Source organism: Bacillus sp. ABA4_010, assembly GCF_056159105.1.
This window is the reverse complement of sequence record NZ_JBSWUN010000003.1, coordinates 376697-401819: the sequence shown is the minus strand read 5'-3', so window position 1 is coordinate 401819 and position 25123 is coordinate 376697. Positions and strand designations below refer to the sequence as shown.

Here is a 25123-nt window from a genome sequence, read left to right as displayed (position 1 = left end):
CCTCTTTGAAAACGTAAAAAAGATGTCTCGCTAAGCTGAATTCAACTTAGCAAGACATCTTCTCTAACCGCTTCATGATTGACGGTTGAAAACCTTGAAGCATGAAGTGATTCATTCAGTTCATTGTTATTTTAATGTACCAAGCCATTCAGCCACTTCATCAGCTTTATCAGCTGGCACCATTCCACCTGGCATGGAACCTCGTCCATTTACAAGAACGTCTTTAATTTCATCTTGAGATAAACGTTCCCCTACTCCCGTAAGAGCAGGCCCTACCCCGCCTTGGTATTGATCACCATGACAGCCAATACAGCTTTGCTTATAAAGTTCTTCTGGCGTTGCTGCAACAGTTTCCTGTTCAGCGCCGCCCCCTTCTTTTTCAGCAGCAATTTCTTTCGCATTGTTCTGACCATTAATGGATAAAACAAGCATAAGAACAAGACCTAATGCCATAATAAGAAAAAAAGGTGCCAACGGATTGCGATTCATTTCATTTACCTCCTTATGTATACGTTATCAATTGTGAATAGTGAGAAAAGTACAAACACAATCTATTTTACTTCAAAATAATAATGAACGAAACCCCTATTCTTTAGGTTCTGTCAGAATTTCACTAAATAACTGAAAAAGTGAAAAATCCTCTCACCCTACCATACCTCTTCTATATGTATAGAAGCTAATATACGATGTCATTCCTTGTCTCTTCTCTTCAACCATACCATAAATAAATGTTTTAAACACCTTTTATTTTACCATTCACGTCCGAAAATGTCATTAAATGGGTTGGTGTGTAATCACCGTCAAAATGTTATATCCTTTTAGCTTCTTTATCATTGTAAATACGCTTACATCAAAATTATAAAACAGCTCCCTTAATTTTCACAACTTTTAAATTTTTTAAAAATTTCATGTTATAATAAAAGAAACTTCTTTTTCTATTTCAAGGTTGCCAGGGCATTGTAGCTTCCCAGCCCATCGCCCTCCAACACAGCACTATTTGCTCATATGAAATATACTAAACGCTGCAATTAACACTAATCCAATAGCTCCTGCAATTTTGAAATAGGGAATCCGCAGACGCACACCTACAACGAGCCACATGACACAATGTAAACCAAGCATCGCAATAAGTATAAACGGATTGCTTGGAAAATAAAGCGAAACAGCTTCATATGACATAATCAATAAACAAAAGGCAATTACACTTAACAATCCATCAACCAAAACTTTTTTTTGTATATAAAATCGTAACGCCACTACACAAATGAAACAAAAAACAGCATAAAGGACCATTTGCAAAACGAAAGACAATTCAGTAAAATAAATGACAAGAAGGATTACTGGTAAAAATAACAAAATTAGTCCAAACAACCATCCTTGGAACTTTTTTTTCGGCGCTTCAGAAAAAGTATGTTCTTCTGTCCCTGCGTCTCCTTCTGTATATAATGCCAATAAATAATCACAGTAATGTGGTGGAAGCAAATGGCTTTCTTTCCACCATTTAATTTCATCGATAATGACATGTTTTTCTGCTTGGCGCTCCATCCGTTTCACTCCAAAAAAATAGTTTACTTCTATAATAAGAAGTAAACTATGGATTGTAAATATATTCTTTATTCTAAAAAGTCTTTTAGACGTTTGCTTCGGCTTGGATGGCGAAGTTTACGGAGTGCCTTCGCTTCAATTTGGCGAATTCGCTCTCTCGTAACACCAAATACTTTTCCTACTTCTTCAAGAGTCCGAGTACGGCCATCGTCTAATCCAAAACGTAAGCGAAGGACATTTTCTTCACGATCCGTTAATGTATCAAGAACATCTTCCAATTGCTCTTTTAATAGCTCATAGGCAGCATGCTCAGATGGAGAAGTCGCATCTTGGTCTTCAATAAAGTCTCCCAAATGTGAGTCATCTTCTTCACCGATTGGTGTTTCCAATGATACGGGCTCTTGGGCAATCTTTAAGATTTCTCGTACTTTATCTGGGGTAAGGTCCATATCTTCCGCAATTTCTTCTGGCGTCGGTTCGCGACCTAAATCTTGAAGTAGTTGGCGTTGAACGCGAATTAATTTATTAATCGTTTCAACCATATGCACAGGAATACGAATAGTTCTTGCTTGGTCAGCAATGGCACGGGTAATCGCCTGGCGAATCCACCATGTCGCATACGTACTAAATTTATACCCTTTGCGATAATCGAACTTTTCTACCGCCTTAATTAATCCCATGTTCCCTTCCTGAATCAGGTCCAAGAACAGCATACCGCGTCCTACATAGCGTTTTGCAATACTTACAACTAGACGTAAGTTTGCTTCCGCAAGACGGCGTTTCGCTTCTTCGTCTCCCGTTTCGATGCGCTGAGCTAATCGGATTTCTTCTTCAGCAGATAATAAGTCTACGCGTCCGATTTCTTTTAAGTACATACGAACAGGGTCATTAATTTTTACTCCTGGAGGCACACTGAGGTCATTGAGGTCAAACTCTTCCTCTTTCGATAAGTCTTGAATGTCCGGATCATCTTCATCGACCTCCGACTCATTCATTACCTCCACACCTTGTTCACCTAAGTATTCATAATATTCATCCATTTGATCTGATTCTAATTCAAATCCGGACATGCGCTCTGCAATTTCTTCATATGTTAAGACACCGCGTTTTTTCCCTATTTCTGTTAACTGTTCTTTCACTTGATCGAGGGTTAATTCAGAGTCCAATTCTTTAGAGCGAGCAGATTTTTCAGCCATTTGGCCCCCTCCTTCCGCAATTGTATTGCTATATGTTAAAGTTATCGTACACACTATTTTAATGCTTTTTTTAATTGAAGAATCTCCATCGCAATGGATGCTGCTGTCACGTAGTCTTTACGTCTGTCAGCTTCTTGTTTATCTTTTTCTTTTTCTTTTATTGTTAACCACTTTGGGTAATTCAACACTTGCTGTACATAATCGTTCAATGCTTGTTCTGAGAGCTCTTCATTAATTGATGTCATCGCTAATTCTGACACAAGTTGTACAAGGCTTTTTTCAGGCAAGTATTCAACAAATAAACTTACATTGGATTCGTGCCCTTCTTCATAAAACCCATATAGATAAGCAGCTAGCGCGCGATGTTCTTCCACATTAAAGCTGCCGCCAATAATATCTTGAATGCGAAAAGCGAGCTCCTGATCTTTCAACATATACGTTAAAAGAATTCTTTCTGCATTTTGATAGGCCGGTAACAAGCTCTTATGAGAAGCCGATTGTCTAGCTATATTATTTCTATTCGGATGAGCATTATCCTTTTTCTTTTTTTCAAATCTATAAATTTGATATTGCTGCTTGAGCGCTTCTAAAGAGATGGAGAATTCCTCTGACACTTGTCGCAAATAGTGATCTCTTTCTACAGCTTTCGGAAGAGAACCTATTTCTTTCAGAACATCATCAATATATTGCATCCGTTCTGCCTCATTTTGAAGATTTCTTCCTCTTCTTAAATACTGCATTTTAAACGACATTAATGTCAGACTTGCCTCAATCACCTCATGCCGGAATTTTTCTGCTCCGAATTGCCTAATATATTCGTCAGGATCATATCCTTTTGGCATCGTCGCAATTCGCACATAGCATCCAGCAGCTTCCAACGTATGTGCTGCCTTATGAGCTGCTTCAATTCCAGCATCGTCTGAGTCATAACAGACGACAATTGACTCAACATTTCGCCTAATGATTTTAGCCTGTTCATCCGTTAAGGCCGTTCCCATTGTCGCAATCCCATTTTCAAACCCTGCTTTAAACGCCGAAATGACATCTGCAAATCCTTCAAACAAGACCGCCTCTTGATGTTTCCGAATGTGCTTTTTAGCACGATGGAAATTATAAATGGTTTTGCTTTTGTTAAAAAGAGTTGTTTCAGGGCTGTTTAAATATTTTGGTTGCCCTTCTCCTAAAATTCTTCCGGAGAAAGCAATCGTTTTTCCTTGCAAATCGTAGATAGGGAACATCACCCGATTGCGGAAGCGATCAAAGTACTTTCCATCCGAATCCCTTTTAACGAGCAAGCCTGCTCGTTCCATTTCATCAGGTGAAAAACCGCGTTTTGTTAGAAATTTCATCGCAAAATCCCAGGAATCGAGTGCATATCCAACTTCAAACTCTTCAATCATATCACTTGTAAAGCCGCGTTGTATTAAGTAATCAAAAGCTTTTTGACCCTCTTTTGTATTTACTAATAAATGATGGTAAAATTTCTTTAAAAGCTCGTGAGCCTCCATCATCTTGTTTGCCGGTTTGTGAATGGAAGATTGAGGCTGATTTGCTGGAAGTTGTACAGGAATACCTACTTTATCCGCAAGCTGCTTGACTGCTTCGATAAAAGTAAGTCCTTCCATTTCCATCACAAACGAAAAAGCATTTCCTCCTGCACCACAGCCAAAGCAATGGTAAATTTGCTTTTCAGGGGCAACAGAAAACGACGGAGTGCTTTCACCATGAAAAGGACATAAACCAAAATAATTGCGTCCTTGCTTTTTTAATTGAACATAATCACTGACAACATCCACAATATCAACAGACTGTCGAATGCGGTCTATGACTTCATCGGCTATACGTTCTGCCATGCTTAACAGCTCCGTGTATTGTATTATTCTTCATAAAAAACTAAATTCCTGCAAGTTTCGACAATAACTTATTCATGTTTGTGATAAATCGTTGCCTTTCTTCTTCGCTAAAAGATTTAGGACCTTTAGAATGACGGCCTGCTCTTCGTTCTTTCGCCGAAAGGTATCGAAAAAAAAGAACCGCATCCATATCTTCTGTATTAAAACATTTCCCTCGGGGGGATAAAGTATAAACACCTTGTTTCACCAGAATGCTTGCTAGCCCTGTATCTTGTGTAACAACGACGTCATGCTTCTTTACATGATTCATAATGTAAAGATCGACCGCCTCCTGGCTCATGTCCACGTATCTCCACTCACCAGCATCTATTTTATGCTGAACGTGCGCGTAAGAAGCAACAAAAATTACATGAATATTATATGTATCGGCAAGCTCCAAAATTTCTTCTTTGACAGGACATGCATCAGCATCGACAAAAATATTGAATTTTCTCTGTGTATAACTCTCTATTCTACATCCCTCCACAGATTCCTTCTTTAAAATGCTATTTTTACTTGCTGATGAGAGGATTTGTCGAATTTTTATCCTATCTCAATTCACCATTTATATAAATAGTTTATTCGTTATAGACAAAGTCTAAACCTAAAACTATTCTTTTTTATCACAATTTTTTATTATAATATAAAATTCAATTATTTGCTACAAGAAAATAAAATATATAAAAGCAATCTCCTCTGTCCTGATTTGATCTGTTACATGAACAAATAAAATTGAACTGAGTGATTGCTAATTCATCTCTTTTATGACTGACGGTGATAAAGATTTAAAATGACATTTGCTGTCTCTTCGACCGCTTTATTGGACACATCAATGACCTGACAACCAATCCGCTCTACTACTTTATCGAAGTATTTAATTTCCTCTTTAATGCGCTCCACATTCGCGTAAATGGCCTGATCGTTTAATCCTAACGACTTTAGCCGCTCCCTGCGTATATGATTTAATTTATCCGGGCTGATTTTTAAGCCAAAACATTTTTCCGCTGGGACTAAAAACAACTCTTCTGGCGGCTCCACTTCAGGAACAATTGGAACATTGGCTACCTTCAATCGTTTATGAGCAATAAATTGTGACAACGGGGTTTTAGATGTACGCGAAATCCCAACCAACACAATATCTGCACGTAAAATACCGCGCGGATCGCGTCCGTCATCATACTTCACCGCAAACTCAATCGCTTCCACTTTTTTGAAATAATCTTCATCAAGCTTCCGGACCATTCCTGGTTCATGCTTCGGTTCTAAATTATAAGCCCCTTGAATTTTATCCATAATTGGACCGATAATATCAAATACCACTACATTCTGTCTACTCGCTTCTTCTAGTAAAAAAGTGCGCATCTCTGGTTTAACAAGCGTAAAGCCAATTAATGCCTTATTCAGTTTAGCAATGGATACTACCTCACATAAAGTAGCTGTATCTTCAACATATGGAACTCGCTTTACGATTACTTCTGCAGGATTGAATTGACTCGTTGCTGCCTTGACAACGAGTTCAGCCGTTTCTCCTACCGAATCGGAAACTACATAAATAAGCGGGCTAGTCATTTATTACACATCCCCTTTAATATCGTTATTCACCATGTTTCTCTATCTCTATGCTGTTAAACAACTTACACTACCTCATCGTTGGCCAATGCTACTAACAGCTTAGTAATATTAGTCTTTGTAATTCTCCCTATCACTTCGTACCCTGCACTTGTTGGTTTGACAACAGGCATCGCGTCAATTTGCTTATCAATTAACGTTTTCCCTACATCAATCAAGTAATCCTCTTTTTCACAAAAAGTAATATTCGGCATTCTTGTCATAATAATATTAACCGGGATTGATGTGAGCTCTTGCTTACCGATACTTGCCCTCAGCAAATCTTTCCTCGAGAGTACCCCAACTAACAATGAATGCTCATCTACCACAAACAATGTCCCTACATCTTCTAAGAACATCGTACAGATTGCATCATAGACAGACACGCCTTCATTTACGACTACCGGGACTGATTGATACTCACCCACTTTCACTTTCCGGATTTTATCCGTCAGCAACTGGGCACCTGTTTTTCCTGTATAGAAGTACCCTACTCGCGGTCTTGCCTCCAAATACCCCGCCATTGTTAAAATAGCTAAATCGGGCCTTAGCGTAGCGCGTGTTAAATTAAGACGATCCGCGATATGCTCACCGGTAATAGGTCCATGATCCTTTACAATTTGCAGGATGTGCTCCTGTCTTTTATTTAATTCGATTGTTCTCACCACCTTCATCGAACGCTATTGTGTCATACTGTTCATATAAATATTATATACTTTTTATTCGGAATAGAAAGAATAATGCACGAAATTTATTAAAAGTACTCTGTTCGCACACTCGTGTTGAACATTGTAGAGAACGCAAAGAAGGATGTGCTGCTTTTGAACACATCTTTTCTTTCCTGCACTCGCTTGACAAAGCCGTTTGTCAACCATTCATACAGTGCGATTCAATATATTCTTCTATCACTTCTCTGTCTGGAAGGTGTCTTTTAAATGATCAATCTGACTTAAAAATCGTTTTGACTTTAAATACAGACCTGAATATTCATCGTAATAACTGTCAATAATTTGCCTTAGTTGCTTTTTTGTCTCTTCTTTCACCGAAACCGTTCCAAGCCTCTTCATATCCATATAATAAAACAATCGAAGCAGTTTGACAGCACCAGGCGTCATCCGAAAACGATACGGATCTTTCTCAAAACACCGGTGACAAATAAAGCCGCCTTCTCTGACCGAAAAGCCAAACTCTCCATCTTTAGCGCCGCACACGCTGCATTCATCCAAACATGGGAATAACCCGAATACATTCAACATTTTCAGTTCATAAATAAATGTCAATACATCTAAATCATAGCCTTCATTCATAAACGATAATGTTTGATAAAGCAGTTCAAATAAAAATGGATTAGCCTTCTCATTGTCAGTCGCCTTATCTGTCAATTCCACAATATAAGAAGCATACGCGGTGATAAATATATCTTCGCGTATGCCTCGCATTGTTGAAATGACATCTCCCTGTTGAAGAGTCCCCATTCCAGAACCTTTTTGCACTAAGAACTGACCATACGTAAAAGGCTGTGTTAAAGAAGCAAGGCGGCTGCTTGGCTTTTTAGCCCCTCTTGCCATTACACCTATTTTCCCTGCTTCCCTTGTATATATCGTGACTACTTTATTGGCTTCTCCATAACTGTTGGTGCGGATTACAATGCCTTCACATTTTTTTAACAACCTGGCCACCTACCGTCTGGAAGGAACGTTTAGGAAATAGGAAGGTTATATTCGCCTACTTCCTCATCTTGGCTATTGTCGGGTATTTCCACGTACTCCTGCTGAAGTTCTTTAAAGAGGAGATACGTATCTATATTACCTGTGCTGCTGAAAACTTTCCAGGTAAAATCTAACATTAAAACCCCACCTTTCTAATCAAAAAGAGATCAGATATATAGTCCAATTCCTTAAGATTAGAGTGGCCTTCCTTCCTTGAAATCATGTAAAACAAATTTTGTCATTTATTTAATATTCGTCTTCACGGAATCCGAAATCACGCAATTGTGATGCTTTATTGCGCCAATCTTTCTGTACTTTTACCCAAAGTTCTAAAAACACTTTTGAACCAAGAAGTGCTTCAATATCAACACGCGCTCTCTGACCGATTTCTTTTAGCATTTTCCCTTGTTTTCCGATGATAATCCCTTTTTGCGAGTCTCTCTCTACAACAATGGTCGCCCCGACATAGACGGTATTACCTGTTTCTCTTCTTTGCATAGAGTCCATCATAACTGCAATAGAATGAGGAATTTCTTCACGTGTTAAGTGAAGGGCTTTTTCACGAATTAGCTCGGCCACAATAAAACGTTCTGGGTGATCCGTCACTTGATCAGCCGGATAATATTGCGGGCCTTCCGGTAATAAGTCTTTAATTTGCGTCAGCAATGTGTCTACATTGTTTCCTTGTAATGCAGAAATTGGAATAACTTGTGCAAAAGAATGTAAATTTTGGTACGTCTCAATAAGAGGCAACAGCTTGTCCGGGTGAATTTCATCAATTTTATTAATGACTAAAAACACAGGAGTATTGGTATCCTTCAGCCGCTCGATGATAAATTCATCTCCTCGCCCAAGGCCCTCTACCGCATTAACCATAAATAAAATTAAATCTACTTCTTTTAACGTATTTTGGGCTACTTTCATCATAAAATCCCCAAGCTTATGCTTCGGTTTATGTATGCCCGGTGTATCAATAAACACAATTTGAGAGTCTGCTTCTGTATAGACTCCTTGAATTTTATTTCTCGTTGTTTGCGGCTTATCACTCATAATAGCAATTTTTTGGCCGATGACACGATTTAAAAACGTTGACTTCCCTACGTTTGGTCTTCCAATAATGGAAACGAAACCTGATTTATATCCTTCTTTATTCATGTGAATCCTCCGCTGAAAATGCTCCAGGCAACTATCCTTCGACTGCAAACTCTTGTCGAGTAGCTTAAAAGCATTCGAAGGGATACAGAAAATCAACCTGACTTTCGCTTTCTGTCAGTTACGGAACATTGATTACTTGTAATAACTTATCTTATCAAAAATCAAGAAAAACAACAACTTTCTTCATTCGACTCGGTTAAAGAGAAGCTGTGTTTTCTTAAAATACATAAACCGCTGTCAAAGTATCATTCATCCCTTATCATTACGTCTTTCTTAGACGATATACTTACTAAATAAAAGGATTCCGACAATAACGGAGGCAGCTGCATAGACGAGAACCGCTCCAGCAGCCGCATCTTTCGCTATTTTTGCTAAAGGATGATAGTCTTTCGTCAAAAGATCCACCGTTTTTTCAACTGCTGTATTCATTAACTCCAGACTAAACACTCCAGTTATCATAATCATCAAAATCATCCAGTCATTCAGCGAAATCTCTAACCAAAAGCCTGCGAATATGGCAACAACGGCGGCAACCGTGTGAATCTGCATGTTACGTTCATGTTTTAAAGTATGAACGATTCCTTCCATCGCATAGTAAAAACTTTTCGTTAGCCGCTGCTTACCTCTTAAGGCCATACGCTTCTAATATTTCCTTTTGTTTATCAAACATTTCCTTTTCTTCCTCAGCCGTTTCGTGATCATAGCCTAATAAATGCAAGAAGCCATGGACCGTTAAAAAGCCAAGTTCTCTCATAAATGAATGACCGTACTCTTCTGCTTGCTCATAGGTTTTAGGAATGGAGATAATAATATCACCTAAAATTGAAGGGATGTTTTCACCAATAATCTCCACTTCTCCTTCCCCCATTTCTTCCATAGCGAAAGAAATAACATCCGTCGGTTTATCTTTATCACGATAGTCGCGATTAATCTCTTGGATTCGTTCATTATCTACAAATGTCACGGACAGCTCTGCTCCATCTGCTACATTTTCCATCTTAGCGGCTAACAGCAACAATTGCTCCAGTTCGTTTTGCTGTTCTTCTGTCACTCCATCGACTTCATCAATAAAATCAATTACCAACATGTTCTTTCACCTTTTCTTTCTTTAATTCTGGGTATTCAATGCGTGAATGGAATATTCCATTTAACGTCTCACAAAGACTTTTCGCAACAAGTTCCAGTTCTTTGAGCGTAATGTCGCATTCATTGAATTGTTCATCTTGCAAACGATCTTTAATAATGCTTCTAACGAGTCCTTCAATCTTTTCTGGTGTAGGGTTTGGCAAAGAACGTACAGCCGCTTCTACACTATCGGCGATACCGACGACGGCAGACTCTTTTGTTTGAGCTTTCGGTCCCGGATAACGATAGTCACTTTCCGTTACAGACAAATCCGTCTGTTCCAGCGCTTTATGATAAAAATACTTCAACAAGGTTGTACCGTGATGCTGTTCAGCAATGTCTACAATTTCCCGTGGAAGTTTATGTTTCCGTAAAATGTCTGCTCCTTCTGACGCGTGAGCAATAATAATATTTTTACTCACCTCAGGTGGCAATTTATCATGTGGATTCTTCCCACCAAGTTGATTTTCAATAAAGTATTGAGGTCTTCTCGTCTTCCCGATATCGTGATAATAAGCCCCTACTCTTGCCAGCAACCCGTTCGCTCCGATTGCTTCACAAGCGGAATCTGATAAATTTGCCACCATCACACTATGGTGATAAGTGCCTGGTGTTTCGGTAAGGATTTTACGCAACAACGGATGGTTCGGGTTTGAAAGCTCAATCAACTTCATTGTCGATAAAATGCCAAATCCCGCTTCAAAAAATGGCAGTAAACCAATGGTCAATACAGCCGCAATGACCCCAGACGCAATTCCCATGAGACCATAATAACTAAGCTCTACACTGTCCAAGTGTCCATTTTTAATTAATAAAATAGACAGCATCACCATAATATTAACAAGCGAGATAAATAAGCCGGCTTGAAGGATTTTCGAACGTCGATGCTGCTGACTTAAAAATAGCACACCTGCCAAACTGCTTACTAATAAATAAATTCCCACATATACATTAAAAGCAGTCGTTACCCCACCATTAAAAATCACACTTCCACAAATCGACAACATAATACTAGAAATAATCGCCAAACGTTCATTGAGTAGGATTCTAATTAATAATCCCCCTGCTGCTGCTGGAGCTAAGAACCCAATTTCTGATATTTCAATTCCTTGAAACAAACTTAATATTTTCATCACGAGTATAGTGACAGTAAAAACGATTACATATAACAACAGCGACCGATCATTGTTTCGCTTCAACCCTCTCACATAATGCATCACAAAACTAATCATAATAATGATAAGCAATAGCAATCCGGCAAGCGGCTGAATCGCACGATCACGGTCTAACAAGCCGACAAGCTGCAACTGCCGGTAAATATCTGTCGTAATTAACTGTCCTTCTTCCACAATAATTTGCCCTTGTTTAATTCGGACAGGCTCCACTCTTTCGCCCGCTTCTTGGCGATTTTCAGCTGTTTTTTGCGGATCATAAACAACATTGGGGATAATGGCAAATTGCGCAACATCATACATCGCTTTTTTCAATTCATCGCTAACATTCGTGTAAATGAGTTGATTTTGAACTTGTTTCTTTTTACTTTCCACGTCGCTAACAGTAATTCGATCTTTCATCACACTATGCACAGCTGTAACGACCGCGTCTTTAGCAATTTTTAGATCCTCACGATTAGCTTGAAGCAATTGCTGCATCGTTTCTGCCGACAAACTTTTTCCGATATTGGAAGGCAATTTCTCATTGAGTACTTGCTGTTGCTGTTCCAGTCTTTCTTCTGGTGTCCATGTTTCTTGCTCGGGAAAATCAGCAATTTCATTATTGACTTCCAAAATAAAATCGAAAATCGACCCCGCAAGATCTACTCGATTTTGAGCATACTCTGTTTTCAAAGTATAGACATCCGTTACTGCATCTTCCGCTTCTTGACGTTTTTTCTCCGTACTTTCTTTATCTTCTATTGCAATGGGAGAATAAACAGTTTGAGGTGATACAGAAAACAGGCGCAAATCTAGCTCCTCAGGCTTAATGTTACTATACATCATGGCATACATAATCATTCCAAGTAGTGTATATAAACCGATATGGACTAACTTAAAGCGGTTCACTTGGGCGGTAGTAAGCTTCCAAAACCTCCAATTTGACACCTGATATGTCTCCTTTCAAAGAAAATAGACCCTAGAAAAAAGGGTCTTATGCTTCATGTTTGTCGTACGCTTCAATAATTCGGCCAACTAATGGATGTCGAACAACATCTGAATGTTCTAAATATATGAATCCAATTCCTTTAACCTCTTTTAATATATCCTGGGTTACAGTAAGACCGGACTTCACACCTTTTGGAAGGTCCACTTGGGAAATGTCCCCCGTAATGACCATCTTGGAGCCAAACCCTAACCTTGTTAAAAACATTTTCATTTGTGCAGGTGTGGTATTTTGAGCCTCGTCCAAAATAACAAAGGCATCATCTAGCGTTCTTCCTCTCATATAAGCAAGAGGGGCAATTTCAATTACTCCCCGTTCAATTAAACGCTGCGTGTGCTCCATTCCTAAAATATCATGGAGTGCATCATATAATGGACGAAGATAAGGATCCACTTTCTCCTTTAAATCACCGGGTAAAAATCCTAAACTTTCTCCAGCTTCAACAGCTGGCCGCGTCAAAATAATGCGTTTAATATTTCCATTCTTCAAAGCATTGACGGCCATAACCACTGCTAAATATGTTTTCCCTGTTCCGGCAGGTCCAATTCCAAAAATCAAATCCTTTGTTCGAATAGCGGATACGTATTGCTTTTGCCCTAACGTTTTAATGCGAATGGATTTTCCTTTTACGTTCTTTGCGATTTCTTCGTTATACATGTCCGTAAAAAATTCAAGCGTTCCATTTTTCGCTAATTGTACGGCATACAACACATCTCGTTCTGAAATGTTAATGTTTCTCCGGATGATCACCAACAGCTTTTTTAAGATTTCAATTGCAAGTTCCGCCTGTCCCAAATCCCCTGAAACAGTAATTTCTTCACCTCGTGAGACAATTGTGACCTGCATTTCTTCTTCAATGCGCCTTAAATGAACATCTTGATTGCCGAATAAAGCAATCGCTTCATTATGATTTTCAAGTTGCAAGTTTGTTGTAACAATCTGTTCTGCCATTCGTCAATCTCCTTGGATAATTGGTTGAGTCGTCGTAATATTTTCAATAACTTGGTAATGTATCGTTAATCTTACTTTACCATTGTCATTAGTTTCGTGCAAAACTTTTTCGTCCTTAACTGTAGCATCTGCATCTAATTTTGAAATTAATTCTTTTTTACCAATTTCTTTCGCTTTTTCTACAGCCTGTTTCACACTGTACTCTCTTGTAACCGTTTCTTCTTCTCTCACTGTTACCGTTTCATAAAATAGAGGAAGCTCCCACTTTAAAAAGTAAACAGGTTTTTTCAGCGTTTCAATTTTCTCCTGTTCATATGACTCCCTTTGGAAAAAGCCCCAAACCGGAATCCCCATCTTGCCAATATATAAAACATGCTTTGTAAAGCTATTTCCTGTTAAAACACGAAAATCGGTTTTCAAAGGAATGTCTACGACCGACTTGTACCACGTTTCGCCGTACACTTCTCCTTTAGCCCCTACCACCCGCTCATAATCCTCTTTACCGATAATACCGGATACTAATACTTGACCTGGCTGTACAAAATCATTGACCTTCACTAAAGGTTGTCCGTTTTCGACAAACATCTTCGTAATGACCGCTTTCTTTTCAGCAACGATATGACTTGGTTTTGTCGCTTCCGCCTGCTTCGGTTTATTTTTTTCTACCGCTTGAAAATAAAAAGTCGTTCCTCTCAATTCAACCCCTATCCACGTGAGGTTGTGAATATTATTAGTCAATTCTCGTTGAATTGACTCGGGGTCTTCCACTAAAAATTGCAGTTTCCCTCTTTTGACTCCCATTTTATTCAGCTCTTGGAGGATTTGATGCTCCGTTTGAGGCTGGGCACCTTTAATCTCAATGTCCCATACCATATTTGAAAACAGCATTAAAAGAAAAAGAAACATCCCCACACCAATTACAAAGCCGCTATTTTTCCACATCCGCTTCATTAAAAACGGAATACCACGCTTTCGTGAAAAATAAATTTTACAGTCGCTTTGACGCACCATTTTTCGAATGGTAGGAATATCCTTCAATAAAATAGTGGCTGTCACACACTCTCCATCTATCCTTTTAATATCGGTCACCGCCAGCTGTTGACGGAAACATTGATTTAAAAAGCGCTCCATTCCCTTCCCTCGAATCGAGATTGTTACAGTGCCAGCTATAAAGTTTGTCCATTGGTTCTTCATCTTGCTCCCCCTCTGCTTACTCTTCTAAATAAAGCACTTGGCCAATTTTCCCTTCAAGAACAATTTCTTCAGGCATAATAACTTTAATAACAAGCTCTTCACCCTTTATTAACAATTGGCCCTGCTTTAATAAAATACGGATTTCGGTATCTGAAAAGGCTAGTAATCCTTTATGATTTTCAATATATACATGAACTTGACCGACCATTGTAATCCGGGGGAGATCTGTTAATACATCGGCTGGTAGTTCCATTTTGCTCGTAATCCAGTTTTTCATCTGATGTTTCCAAGATTTTGCCATAAAAAGAACCCCCTTTCATCTCATATTTATGAGAAAAGGAGGTTTTGTATCACTTCAATTTATTTTCTTTTTGCTTTAGGCGGACCTAAAATTTCTGACCAAATAACTCCTTGCATCGCTTGCTTTTTAGAAAACGTTAAAGAATAACGCCCTCGCCTTTCCTTTCTCAAAACAGGAGGAGAAGAAACGACAAGAGGATTCCGCTTTTCAACTGGCGGCTGAGTTCGGCTGAAGGCCTTCGCTTCCTCCAACTTCGCTTGAATGGATGCTGCCTGCTTTTGAAAACGTTTGGCTTCTTCAACTTCGGAGCGTACATCAACTTCATTCTCAGCTGCTTTTCGCCGCAAAGGCGGTGAAGCTTTCCGCTGCGGTTTCGCTTGTTCTCTGTAGCTTTTCATAATATTAAAGATAAAACCAGCGATGACGACTAAAATGAATGCATTGCTCATTAAGAAATCAAATAGGTTCATAAAAACCCTCCTTCCAAGTAAAGTTGCGCTTCACTTGAAATTGTATCAGCGTCGGGCTCGTTATGTTGCCTGACAACCTGCACAAACTATTTTTCGTCCTCTTCTTCTTCCTTTGTTACTTTGCCAATGGAATTACGCATATCGGTATCAGCCATTACGTTTTTGAAATTCATATAATCCATAACGCCGATATTTCCAGAACGAAGTGCTTCAGCCATCGCAAGTGGAACTTGCGCCTCTGCTTCCACAACTTTCGCTTGCATTTCTTCTACACGAGCACGCATTTCTTGCTCTTGCGCCACCGCCATAGCACGGCGTTCTTCCGCTTTTGCTTGAGCGATATTTTTATCCGCTTCTGCCTGATCAATTTGAAGGACTGCCCCAATATTTTTACCGATATCAATATCTGCAATATCAATGGATAAAATTTCAAAAGCCGTTCCAGAATCTAATCCTTTATTTAATACCGTTTGGGAAATCAAGTCTGGATTTTCCAACACCTTCTTATGGTTATCAGAAGAACCGATTGTACTAACAATCCCTTCACCAACACGGGCCACAATGGTATCTTCTCCCGCCCCCCCGACTAAACGGTCGATGTTGGCACGAACCGTAATTCTCGCCTTCGCTTTCACTTCAATTCCATCCATCGCCACACCTGCAATAAATGGTGTTTCAATAACCTTCGGATTGACACTCATCTGTACAGCTTCTAATACGTCGCGTCCAGCTAAATCAATCGCTGCACAACGTTCAAAGCTCAGCTCAATATTTGCGCGCTGTGCAGCAATTAGAGCGTTCACGACACGGTCCACATTCCCTCCCGCTAAGTAATGACTTTCCAGTTGATTAATGCTGACATCCAAACCAGCTTTACTCGCTTTAATCAACGGATTAACTACACGGGATGGAATAACACGACGAAGTCTCATTCCAATTAATGTGAAAATACTAATGCGCACACCCGCTGCTAATGCCGAAATCCACAGCATCACCGGAACGAATGTAAAAAAGACACCTAACAGGATAATGGCTAATCCTATTCCAATAAAAAATAATATATTTCCAATAATCATTCCTGTAACCTCCTTAATTTTTCGGTTCTTCCAACTTCCTCACAACAACTCGTGAGCCTTCTGTTTTTACAATCCTCACACGTACACCTTCTTGCAAATAACCGCCTTCTGTTACAACATCGACATACTCTCCATCAATCGAAATCGTTCCAGCCGGACGCAGAGGGGTCAATGAAACGCCTTCTTTCCCCATTAATTCTGTCCGATTTCGGTTAGATACATAACCAGCTTCTGTGTTCATAGAATCCATCAAAATAACTTTTTGAAAAGCTACCATCTTTCGTTTGAAAAATTTCATCATCACAAAAGCACCTCCAAGCGATATAACAATCGCTATTAAGATGGAAACGCCCATATAAACATAATTGTCAGAAGCCATAAAGAAACTTGTAATAATTGCCGCTGCTCCGGCAATCCCAGCAATTCCACCAGCTAAAAACAATTCCAACACCAGTAAAAGCAGACCAATTACAAAAAGAATTACTGCCTCTATGCCTGCTAATCCAGCGATGGTGTGGCCGTAAAAGAATAATAAAAGCGATGAAATCCCCATTGTACCTGCTAATCCAAAAGCAGGGGTATAAAGCTCCAGCACAAGCCCTAAGCTGCCAATAGACAGCAAAATCGGTACGACAATTGGATGTGTAACAAAGCGAGCCACTTTTTCTGCAACACTTTCCTCCATATACGTCACATATGCCTTTTCTTTATTCATCTGTTCTAGCAAATCTTCTAAGTCGTTGACCATCCCTTCAGAGTAACCGACTTCCACTGCTTGATCTGCCGTCAAAGTAAGCAGTCTTCCTTTTCCAGCGTCATATTTGGGCAAGTCAATACTCTCATCAGCCATAGCGAGCGCATAAAGCGGATTTCGCCCATTTTGCTCTGCAGCACTTTTCATCGCTGCATTCCAAAACGATTGAGCTTTTTTATCCGCCGCATTCCCTTGTTGGTCAATTACAGCTGCTGATCCAATGGTTGATCCTGGCGTCATATAAATTTCATCTGCATTTAAAGCGATGTACGCCCCTGCTGAGAGGGCCTTTTGGTTCACTAAGGCTACGTTAGGGATTGATGTATTCTTTACAATTTTTCCGATTTCAGATGCAGCATCAACTGCCCCTCCCGGTGTATTGACATCAAATACAATTAAATCAGCTTTTTGCTCCTCTGCCTCTTGAATGCTTCTGTTCAAAAAAGCATAAAGTCCTTTTTCAACTGTTTCTTCTACAGGAATAACATACACATGTTCACCTTCTCGTTCAGCAAAAGCAACAGGCTCCCAATGGCTAAATAATAAGGATAGCAAAAAGATTGCAGCATATATCCATGCCCGTCTTTTCAAAATCACACCGCCTTTCTTATAAGCGACAAGCAAATTTTCCACTGCCTATATATACGATGAAAACCATAAAGGGTTTCATTTGTATAAAAAAAAGCCTTACTAATTAGTAAGGCTTTTTTTTATGACAAGTTCTGAAGAACAAGCTTGTTGACAAGGGAGCCGTCTGCTTTGCCTTTTACTTTAGGCATAATGGCGCTCATTACTTTCCCCATATCAGCTTTAGAGCTCGCTTGTACTTCCGCAATCGCTTCTTTAACAATTTGTGTTAACTCTTCTTCAGTAAGCTGCTTAGGCATATAAACTTCTAAAACAGTTAGTTCTTTTTGAATTTTATCAACAAGGTCTTCGCGACCTGCTTGCTCAAATTCGTGGAGGGAGTCTTTACGTTGCTTTAACTCACGAGAAATAACAGTTAACTCGTCTTCTTCAGTAAGCTCTCTACCTAGTTTGATAGCTTCATTTTGCAAAGAGGCTTTAACCATGCGAATAACGGAAAGTTTATCTTTTTCCTTGTTTTTCATCGCTTGTTTCATATCATCATTTAAACGCTCAAGAAGACTCATAAATACACCCTCTTTTAGAATTTGCGTTTTCTTGCTGCTTCAGACTTCTTCTTACGTTTTACGCTAGGCTTCTCATAGAATTCACGCTTTCTAGCCTCTTGTAAAGTACCAGTTTTAGATACTGAACGTTTGAAGCGACGAAGAGCATCCTCAAGCGATTCGTTTTTACGAACAACCGTTTTTGACATTCTAATTCCCTCCCTCCGAACAAAACCACTAGCATGAAAGTTAAAAGACATGAAAAGACATGTCTTTTGCAATTATAACGCAACGAACTACCAAGGTCAACTCCTTTACCGAAGAAATCCTTTCCACCTAATTAATTTTATTCCTTGTCATATGTGGAAGGACTTGTCTATAAAAATGAAGAAAGAGGTGAATTGAATGCTGAATATTCTTTCTTTCTTCGCTGTCTATATTGCCATCTTTTTATTCGGCATGACGATATTGCGGACTGGATTGTATCATTTATCAAGAGACAGGATGAAGGAATGGCTAATTAAAGTAACAAACTCTCCGTGGCAAGGAATGCTGACCGGCACCATTATTACAATGATTCTCCAAAGCAGTTCAGCCGTCATGGTCCTTACAATCGGGTTAGTTGCTGCCGGCTATTTAACGTTCCAGCAATCCATCGGTATCATTCTCGGGACAAATATTGGGACGACGTTTACGACGGAATTGATCACTTTTCGCCTAGACGATTATATTATTCCCATGCTGGTTGGAGGCGCTGCGCTCCTGTTCATCCATCGGCGCATTCCTTTTTGTCTTGGGAGCATGTTGTTTGGTTTAGGGTGTATTTTTGTCGCCATGAGAGGATTTGAGCAGCTTGCCTTGCCTTTATCTAGCTTAGAAGCTATTCACCACATTATTGAACAAGCAAATACAAACGAAATGCTCGGATTAGGGATCGGTACACTTATAACCGCCGTCATCCAATCCAGCACAGCGACAACTGGCATTATTATGAGCTTTTTAAATGAAAATCTTTTAACACTTAAAACGGGCATTGTTATTTTATTTGGAGCAAATATCGGCACCTGCATTACAGCCTTGCTTGCCACAATAGGAGCGAATAAAGAAGCGAAACTGACCGCTTTTGCTCATGTGTGGCTCAATGTATTGGGCGTTATTTTTTTCTTTCCTTTTATTCAAATGTTTGAACAGCTTGTTAGCCAGCTAACTCCTCTTCCAGATGTGCAACTCGCTCATGTTAGTCTTCTTTTTAACGTATTGTGCTCCGTTTTAGCGCTGCCAATGACCGGCATATTAGCAGCTTTTATCATCAAAATGCATGGAAGGACTTCCTTTCAATAAAAATGACGCGGCCCATTTAATGCCGCGTCATTTTTATTAGAAGGTTTAGTAATCGCTGTCAGCCGTAAGACCATTAACGATAGAGACACCAGAACTCGCTCCAATGCGAGTTGCCCCTGCCTCGATCATGTCTTTTGCTCCCTGTACGTCGCGTACCCCGCCAGAAGCCTTCACGCCAATATCAGGTCCAACTGTTTTACGCATTAACGCAATATCTTCAACTGTTGCGCCGCCTGTTGAGAAGCCTGTTGACGTTTTTACGTAATCAGCTCCCGCTTTAACAGCTAGTTCGCAAGCTCTTACTTTTTCTTCTTCTGTTAACAAACATGTTTCAATGATGACTTTCGTAAGCGCTTTTCCTTTTGCCGCTTCAACTACAGCACGAATGTCACGCTCCACTAATGCGTCATCTTTATCTTTAAGCGCTCCGATATTAATGACCATATCAACTTCTGTCGCGCCTTTTTCAATCGCATCTTTTGTTTCAAACGCTTTCGTTTCAGGTGTATTGGCCCCTAATGGAAAGCCAATGACTGTACATACTTTAACATCTGAGCCGTTTAACATTTCAGCCGCCAGCTCTACCCACGTCGGATTTACACAAACAGATGCGAAGCTGTATTCTTTTGCCTCTTGGCAAAGAGTAACAATTTGCTCTTTTGTTGTATCTGCTTTTAAAGCAGTGTGGTCAATCATTTTAGCAACATTCATTGTCATGACCTTTCTCCTTTCAAACTCTCCTAAGTTGTCCGTACCTCTCCATCATATCATAAAATACAAAAACGAACATGCTTTTTTATTATGTGACTTTTACCGTTTTTTCATTATAAAAGGAGATGTCCAATAAGTCTCAAAATGTTTGGGAAAATGATCGTTTTTCTTTTTATGCAAAATGGACCGTTTATCAAAACCCGTAATATTCCTGGTTTTTTGTAACGGTCCATTTTGCGGGGGTGTCTGAAAAGAGGTGGTTTTCCTCTTTTCAGACACCCCCCTTCATGAATTAATGTCTGTTAAGAACTTATTTTCATTTCAGCTGTAACTGCATTATCCAATACACGAACAAATTGGCCTTCGCTATACGGGTAACCCGCTTTTGTAATTTTCACTTTCACAAGCTGTCCGACCATTTCCTCTGTTGCAGGGAATTTCACTTTCAAATAGTTATCCGTATATCCGATGTATAAGCCACTTTCCGGTTGTTCCTTATCCACCTCTTCTGGAATAACTTCCAATACTTCTCCTTCAAATTGGGAAGCATATTCTTTTGCCAACTGATTAGAAAGTTCAATTAAACGGTGTACACGTTCATTTTTCACACCTTCGTCCACTTGCTCATCCATCCGAGCAGCAGGTGTCCCTGTTCGCTTAGAATATGGAAATACATGAAGTTCAGAAAAACGGTGCTCTCGAATGAAATTATATGTCTCCATAAATTCCTCTTCTGTTTCACCTGGGAAGCCAACAATCACATCAGATGTAATCGCTAATCCAGGGAGCGCCTGTTTCAAACGATTTAATCGATCAGCGAAAAACTCCATTGTATATTTACGGCGCATCCGTTTTAGTACCGTGTCAGAACCTGACTGAAGCGGAATGTGAAGATGGCGGACAATGACGTTTGATTGATCCAGCACTTCAATTATCTCATCGGTAATTTGACTCGCTTCAATCGATGAAATACGAAGGCGTTTCAATCCAACCACTTGCTCTTCAAGATCTCTTAAAAGTTGCGCTAAATTATAATCCTTCATATCTTCACCGTATCCACCTGTATGAATGCCGGTTAAGACAATTTCTTTATAACCTGCGTCCACTAATTGCTGCGCTTGGCGAATTACTTCCTTTGGATCACGTGAACGCATTAATCCACGAGCCCAAGGGATAATACAGAACGTACAAAAGTTATTGCATCCTTCTTGTATTTTTAAAGAAGCACGCGTTCGATCTGTAAAAGCTGGAACGTCCAATTCTTCATACACGCGTGTTTTCATAATATTTCCAACGGCATTAATTGGTTGACGTTCTTCTCTATATTGTTCAATATATCCAAGCATTTTCACTCGGTCCTGTGTCCCTACGACAATATCCACCCCGGGAATCGCCATAATTTCAGCAGGAGAGGTTTGCGCATAACAGCCCGTAACACAGATAACCGCATCAGGATTATTGCGCACTGCGCGGCGAATCACTTGACGGCTTTTTTTATCACCTGTATTAGTAACCGTACACGTATTAATGACATACACATCGGCTGATTTTTCAAAATCAACACGTTCATAGCCATTTTCTTTAAATAACTGCCAAATTGCCTCAGTTTCATAATGATTTACTTTACATCCTAGTGTATGAAACGCTACTGATGACATTGTTTCACCCCATTAATTCAGTATGGTAGGAAACAGCCGCAAGTACATACAACGGTGCCGTTTCTGTCCGTAAAATACGCGGACCAAATCCGCACATGACAAAACCGCTTCTTCTAAACGACTCGATTTCCTGTTCGGTTAATCCACCTTCTGGTCCAATCACAACGAGAAGAGATTCACCTTGTTTTATATCTGATAAAAGGGAAGAGAGGCGGGATTGCTCTCCGCGCTTCGCTTCTTCCTCATATGCTACAATTTTATAATCGTACTGTTCACTCACTTGAAGTAAATCGCGAAAAGACACAGGTTCTGCAACATGCGGCACCACTGTCCGATGAGACTGTTCAGCTGCTTCTTTCGCAATTTTGCTCCAACGCTCAACTTTTTTACTACCCTTTTTACTGTCCCATTTGACGATGGAACGAGAGGCCATAAAAGGGATAAACGCAGATGCTCCCAATTCCGTTCCTTTTTGAATGACCAGTTCGAGCTTATCCCCTTTGGGCATTCCGTTCGCAATCGTTACCGAAACCGGCATTTCCTTTGCCTCATCTAACCATTCTACTACACGTAAATTTACTTCGTCACCGGAAATATCTTCTATTTTACAAAGCACCGATCGGCCGTCAGCATCACAGCAAATCACTTCGGAACCTTCTGTCATTCTCATGACACGTACCATATGACGAGCATCGTCTCCGCTGACAGAAACGGTATCGTTATTGATTTGTTCATTTGTCACAAAATATCGTTGCATGCTTTACACCTTCTCTAACAAGATGATTGTCGTTACTCGCTTTTTTGCGCAGTAATCGCTACCCAGTCTTCCATCACGGTTACTTCCTTGATAGCAAATCCTTCTTTTACTAAAGCCTCTTTCACTTCATCTTTTTTGGCACCAATAATACCAGATGTAATGAACATGCCTCCTGGCTTTAATATACGTGCTGCATCATCAGCAAAACGCACAATAATCTCTGCTAGAATATTAGCAACAACTATATCCACAGGACCTTCCATCCCATTTAGCAAATTATTTTGAGAGACCGTCACCACATCATCTACTTTGTTTAATTCAATGTTAGAACGGGCAGATTCTACCGCTACCTCATCTAAGTCTAGCGCTTGTACTTCTTTTGCTCCTAGCATAGCCGCTCCGATGCTCAATACACCTGAACCAGTTCCTACATCAATGATTTTATCGCCCTCTTGAACATTCCGTTCTAGCGCCTGTAAAGACATCACTGTTGTAGGATGTGTTCCGGTCCCAAAGGCCATTCCTGGGTCCAGTTCAATAATCAATTCATCGGTATTAACAGGCTCGTACGTTTCCCATGTGGGTACAATCGTAAACCGTTCCGAAATCTTGACCGGGTGATAATATTTTTTCCAAGCCGTCGCCCATTCCTCTTCATGAACCTCACTAATGGTCACTTTATTGGCACCAAGATCAAAATCATATACAAGAAGATTATTAATTGCTTCTTTAATCCCCTCTACTGTTTCTCCTAAAAAGCTATTGACAGGTAAATACGCTTTGACAAGAACCCCTTCTTCGGGATAGTCGTCTGAATTGAGTTGGTAGATTTCACCGAAAGTGGTATCCCTCTCTTGCAATAAATCATTCGGATCCTCAATCACAACTCCACTAGCACCCGCCTCATGTAAGATGTTTGATATCGGTTCAATCGCTTCACTTGTTGTATGAATACAAATTTCTGACCACTTCATCTCTACCAACTCCAATCCGTTTACTGTACATGTTATTTCCCATTTTTACCGCAGAAACATATTTCATTCGCTTAATGTTAAAATTCCACCATGAAAGAAGCCACGTATACTTCGCTAAACCCGTCTGTCATTTTACAAGGGTGTGCCGATACCCTTGGTCTCTCCCAAGCTATCAGCACACCCTCTTATTCGCCTTTAAAAGCTCTTTTTACTTTTGCAAAAAAAGAATCATGCTGCTCATCTACGATACCTTGGCCGCTTTGCTCACCAAATTCACGTAAGAGCTGCTTTTGTTTTTCAGACAATTTCGTTGGCGTAATGACACGAACGATAATGTGCTGATCTCCTTGACCATACCCGCGCACATTCGGCACACCTTTTGCCTTTAAGCGGAATTTCGTACCTGTTTGCGTGCCAGCTGGAATTTTCAGCTTCACTTTTCCGTGCAGTGTTGGCACTTCTACTTCATCACCAAGTGCTGCTTGAACAAACGTAAGCGGCATTTCACAATAAATGTCATCGCCGTCACGTTCAAAGAATTCATGGGAACGAACGTGGAAGACAACGTATAAATCCCCTGCTGGTCCGCCGTTGAATCCAGGTTCACCTTGGCCTGCAATTCGCAGTTGTTGACCGTCGTCTACTCCTGCTGGAATCTTCACGTTAATTTTCTTATTTTTGTTTACACGACCTTCTCCATGACACGTTCCACATTTTTCTTCAATAATCTTACCTTTTCCTTGACAGTGCTGACAAGAGCGACGATTAACCACTCGGCCAAATGGCGTGTTTTGTTCTACACTTACTTGCCCAGTCCCGTGACAATGTGAGCATGTGTTCACTTTCGATCCAAGCTTAGCACCTGATCCATGACAAGTTTCACACGTCTCTTCTCGTGGAATGTCGATTGTTGTTTCTTTGCCAAATACAGCCTCTTCAAAAGATAGCGTCATTGTATACTGCAAATCTGCTCCTTGACGAGGCGCATTTGGATCACGGCGTCTTCCTCCACCAAAAATGGAACTGAAAATATCTTCAAATCCAAAACCGCCGCCAAAATCGCCGCCGCCAAAGCCACCGAAACCTTGATTTGGATCTGTATGTCCAAATTGGTCATAGTGCGCTTTCTTTTGATCATCACTCAATACTTCGTAAGCTTCTTTTAACTCTTTAAATTTTTCGGCTGCATCTGCCTCTTTATTAATATCTGGATGATATTTTTTTGACAATTTCCGATAAGCTTTTTTCAGCTCGTCTTTTGTGGCACTCTTACTTACCCCAAGAACTTCATAGTAATCTCGCTTACTCATGAATATTCACTCCCGCTTCTTTTCACATAAAGGTAATTGTATCACTAACGGCATTTTCACCGCAACCTTTTACTCTCATCAAAAAAAGTCAAAGTCAAGGCAA

27 protein-coding genes are annotated in these 25123 nt (G+C 39.9%); 1 reads left to right on the top strand and 26 read right to left on the bottom strand.

The window, feature by feature from the left end; genetic code table 11:
• Positions 1 to 126 precede the first annotated feature (126 nt).
• The 21 genes from cccA to rpsU form a co-directional block, all read right to left on the bottom strand.
• Complete coding sequence (gene cccA / locus ACXAEO_RS03170) at positions 127 to 489, bottom strand: cytochrome c550 (protein WP_474877888.1); 363 nt, start codon at positions 487 to 489, stop codon at positions 127 to 129.
• 504 nt (positions 490 to 993) lie between these two features.
• Entirely contained in the window at positions 994 to 1545 is a 552-nt protein-coding gene (locus ACXAEO_RS03165) for a hypothetical protein (protein WP_474877886.1), read from the bottom strand.
• Positions 1546 to 1613: 68 nt separating this feature from the next.
• On the bottom strand, positions 1614 to 2741 hold the full coding sequence (rpoD, locus tag ACXAEO_RS03160; protein WP_474877883.1) for an RNA polymerase sigma factor RpoD: 1128 nt from the start codon (positions 2739 to 2741) through the stop codon (positions 1614 to 1616).
• A gap of 53 nt (positions 2742 to 2794) precedes the next feature.
• On the bottom strand, positions 2795 to 4594 hold the full coding sequence (dnaG, locus tag ACXAEO_RS03155; protein WP_474877879.1) for a DNA primase: 1800 nt from the start codon (positions 4592 to 4594) through the stop codon (positions 2795 to 2797).
• A gap of 40 nt (positions 4595 to 4634) precedes the next feature.
• Positions 4635 to 5120 carry a YaiI/YqxD family protein gene (locus tag ACXAEO_RS03150; RefSeq protein ID WP_474877875.1) on the bottom strand — a complete coding sequence of 162 codons (486 nt, stop codon included), beginning with the start codon at positions 5118 to 5120 and terminating at the stop codon, positions 4635 to 4637.
• A 275-nt stretch (positions 5121 to 5395) separates the two neighbouring features.
• Positions 5396 to 6202, bottom strand: a complete 807-nt coding sequence (locus ACXAEO_RS03145) for a pyruvate, water dikinase regulatory protein (protein WP_474877873.1) — start codon at positions 6200 to 6202, stop codon at positions 5396 to 5398.
• Positions 6203 to 6267: 65 nt separating this feature from the next.
• Positions 6268 to 6906 carry a transcriptional regulator CcpN gene (gene ccpN / locus ACXAEO_RS03140; RefSeq protein WP_474877870.1) on the bottom strand — a complete coding sequence of 213 codons (639 nt, stop codon included), beginning with the start codon at positions 6904 to 6906 and terminating at the stop codon, positions 6268 to 6270.
• Between the two features lie 240 nt (positions 6907 to 7146).
• Positions 7147 to 7911: a DNA repair protein RecO gene (recO, locus tag ACXAEO_RS03135; RefSeq protein ID WP_474877867.1), complete on the bottom strand. Its 765-nt coding sequence runs from the start codon at positions 7909 to 7911 to the stop codon at positions 7147 to 7149.
• A 29-nt stretch (positions 7912 to 7940) separates the two neighbouring features.
• Positions 7941 to 8087: a YqzL family protein gene (locus ACXAEO_RS03130; protein WP_474877864.1), complete on the bottom strand. Its 147-nt coding sequence runs from the start codon at positions 8085 to 8087 to the stop codon at positions 7941 to 7943.
• A 109-nt stretch (positions 8088 to 8196) separates the two neighbouring features.
• Entirely contained in the window at positions 8197 to 9105 is a 909-nt protein-coding gene (gene era, locus ACXAEO_RS03125; RefSeq protein WP_474877860.1) for a GTPase Era, read from the bottom strand.
• Positions 9106 to 9378: 273 nt separating this feature from the next.
• A complete protein-coding gene (locus tag ACXAEO_RS03120; RefSeq protein WP_474877858.1) occupies positions 9379 to 9741 on the bottom strand; it encodes a diacylglycerol kinase family protein in 363 nt (120 codons plus the stop codon).
• Positions 9725 to 10192, bottom strand: coding sequence for an rRNA maturation RNase YbeY (gene ybeY / locus ACXAEO_RS03115; RefSeq protein ID WP_474877856.1), 468 nt, complete (start codon positions 10190 to 10192; stop codon positions 9725 to 9727). The genes ACXAEO_RS03120 and ybeY overlap by 17 nt, the downstream gene beginning before the upstream one ends.
• Positions 10179 to 12332, bottom strand: coding sequence for an HD family phosphohydrolase (locus ACXAEO_RS03110; RefSeq protein WP_474877854.1), 2154 nt, complete (start codon positions 12330 to 12332; stop codon positions 10179 to 10181). The genes ybeY and ACXAEO_RS03110 overlap by 14 nt, the downstream gene beginning before the upstream one ends.
• 46 nt (positions 12333 to 12378) lie before the next feature.
• Entirely contained in the window at positions 12379 to 13341 is a 963-nt protein-coding gene (locus ACXAEO_RS03105; RefSeq protein WP_474877852.1) for a PhoH family protein, read from the bottom strand.
• A gap of 3 nt (positions 13342 to 13344) precedes the next feature.
• Complete coding sequence (gene yqfD, locus ACXAEO_RS03100; protein WP_474877850.1) at positions 13345 to 14535, bottom strand: sporulation protein YqfD; 1191 nt, start codon at positions 14533 to 14535, stop codon at positions 13345 to 13347.
• A 16-nt stretch (positions 14536 to 14551) separates the two neighbouring features.
• The gene (gene yqfC, locus ACXAEO_RS03095; RefSeq protein WP_474877848.1) at positions 14552 to 14836 is read right to left on the bottom strand and encodes a sporulation protein YqfC; all 285 of its coding nucleotides are present in this window, start codon (positions 14834 to 14836) and stop codon (positions 14552 to 14554) included.
• A gap of 59 nt (positions 14837 to 14895) precedes the next feature.
• Positions 14896 to 15306: a hypothetical protein gene (locus ACXAEO_RS03090; RefSeq protein ID WP_474877845.1), complete on the bottom strand. Its 411-nt coding sequence runs from the start codon at positions 15304 to 15306 to the stop codon at positions 14896 to 14898.
• A gap of 86 nt (positions 15307 to 15392) precedes the next feature.
• Positions 15393 to 16382 (bottom strand): flotillin-like protein FloA, encoded by a 990-nt coding sequence (floA, locus tag ACXAEO_RS03085; protein WP_474877842.1) that lies wholly within the window; start codon positions 16380 to 16382, stop codon positions 15393 to 15395.
• A 13-nt stretch (positions 16383 to 16395) separates the two neighbouring features.
• Positions 16396 to 17733 (bottom strand): NfeD family protein, encoded by a 1338-nt coding sequence (locus ACXAEO_RS03080; protein ID WP_474883934.1) that lies wholly within the window; start codon positions 17731 to 17733, stop codon positions 16396 to 16398.
• Between the two features lie 113 nt (positions 17734 to 17846).
• Positions 17847 to 18290 (bottom strand): GatB/YqeY domain-containing protein, encoded by a 444-nt coding sequence (locus ACXAEO_RS03075; protein WP_474877839.1) that lies wholly within the window; start codon positions 18288 to 18290, stop codon positions 17847 to 17849.
• A 14-nt stretch (positions 18291 to 18304) separates the two neighbouring features.
• Complete coding sequence (gene rpsU / locus ACXAEO_RS03070) at positions 18305 to 18478, bottom strand: 30S ribosomal protein S21 (RefSeq protein ID WP_003152957.1); 174 nt, start codon at positions 18476 to 18478, stop codon at positions 18305 to 18307.
• Between the two features lie 196 nt (positions 18479 to 18674).
• Here rpsU and ACXAEO_RS03065 point away from each other — a divergent pair, with 196 nt between their 5' ends.
• A complete protein-coding gene (locus ACXAEO_RS03065; RefSeq protein ID WP_474877837.1) occupies positions 18675 to 19610 on the top strand; it encodes a Na/Pi symporter in 936 nt (311 codons plus the stop codon).
• A gap of 45 nt (positions 19611 to 19655) precedes the next feature.
• Here the strand turns inward: ACXAEO_RS03065 and deoC are convergent, their stop codons facing one another.
• From deoC to dnaJ, 5 genes are all read right to left on the bottom strand, one after another.
• Positions 19656 to 20321 carry a deoxyribose-phosphate aldolase gene (deoC, locus tag ACXAEO_RS03060; protein WP_474883931.1) on the bottom strand — a complete coding sequence of 222 codons (666 nt, stop codon included), beginning with the start codon at positions 20319 to 20321 and terminating at the stop codon, positions 19656 to 19658.
• A 302-nt stretch (positions 20322 to 20623) separates the two neighbouring features.
• Entirely contained in the window at positions 20624 to 21979 is a 1356-nt protein-coding gene (gene mtaB, locus ACXAEO_RS03055; protein WP_474877835.1) for a tRNA (N(6)-L-threonylcarbamoyladenosine(37)-C(2))-methylthiotransferase MtaB, read from the bottom strand.
• 4 nt (positions 21980 to 21983) lie between these two features.
• A complete protein-coding gene (locus ACXAEO_RS03050; protein ID WP_474877833.1) occupies positions 21984 to 22736 on the bottom strand; it encodes a 16S rRNA (uracil(1498)-N(3))-methyltransferase in 753 nt (250 codons plus the stop codon).
• Between the two features lie 32 nt (positions 22737 to 22768).
• A complete protein-coding gene (prmA, locus tag ACXAEO_RS03045; RefSeq protein ID WP_474877830.1) occupies positions 22769 to 23710 on the bottom strand; it encodes a 50S ribosomal protein L11 methyltransferase in 942 nt (313 codons plus the stop codon).
• Between the two features lie 185 nt (positions 23711 to 23895).
• Positions 23896 to 25020: a molecular chaperone DnaJ gene (gene dnaJ / locus ACXAEO_RS03040; protein WP_474877828.1), complete on the bottom strand. Its 1125-nt coding sequence runs from the start codon at positions 25018 to 25020 to the stop codon at positions 23896 to 23898.
• Between the last annotated feature and the right edge of the window lie 103 nt (positions 25021 to 25123).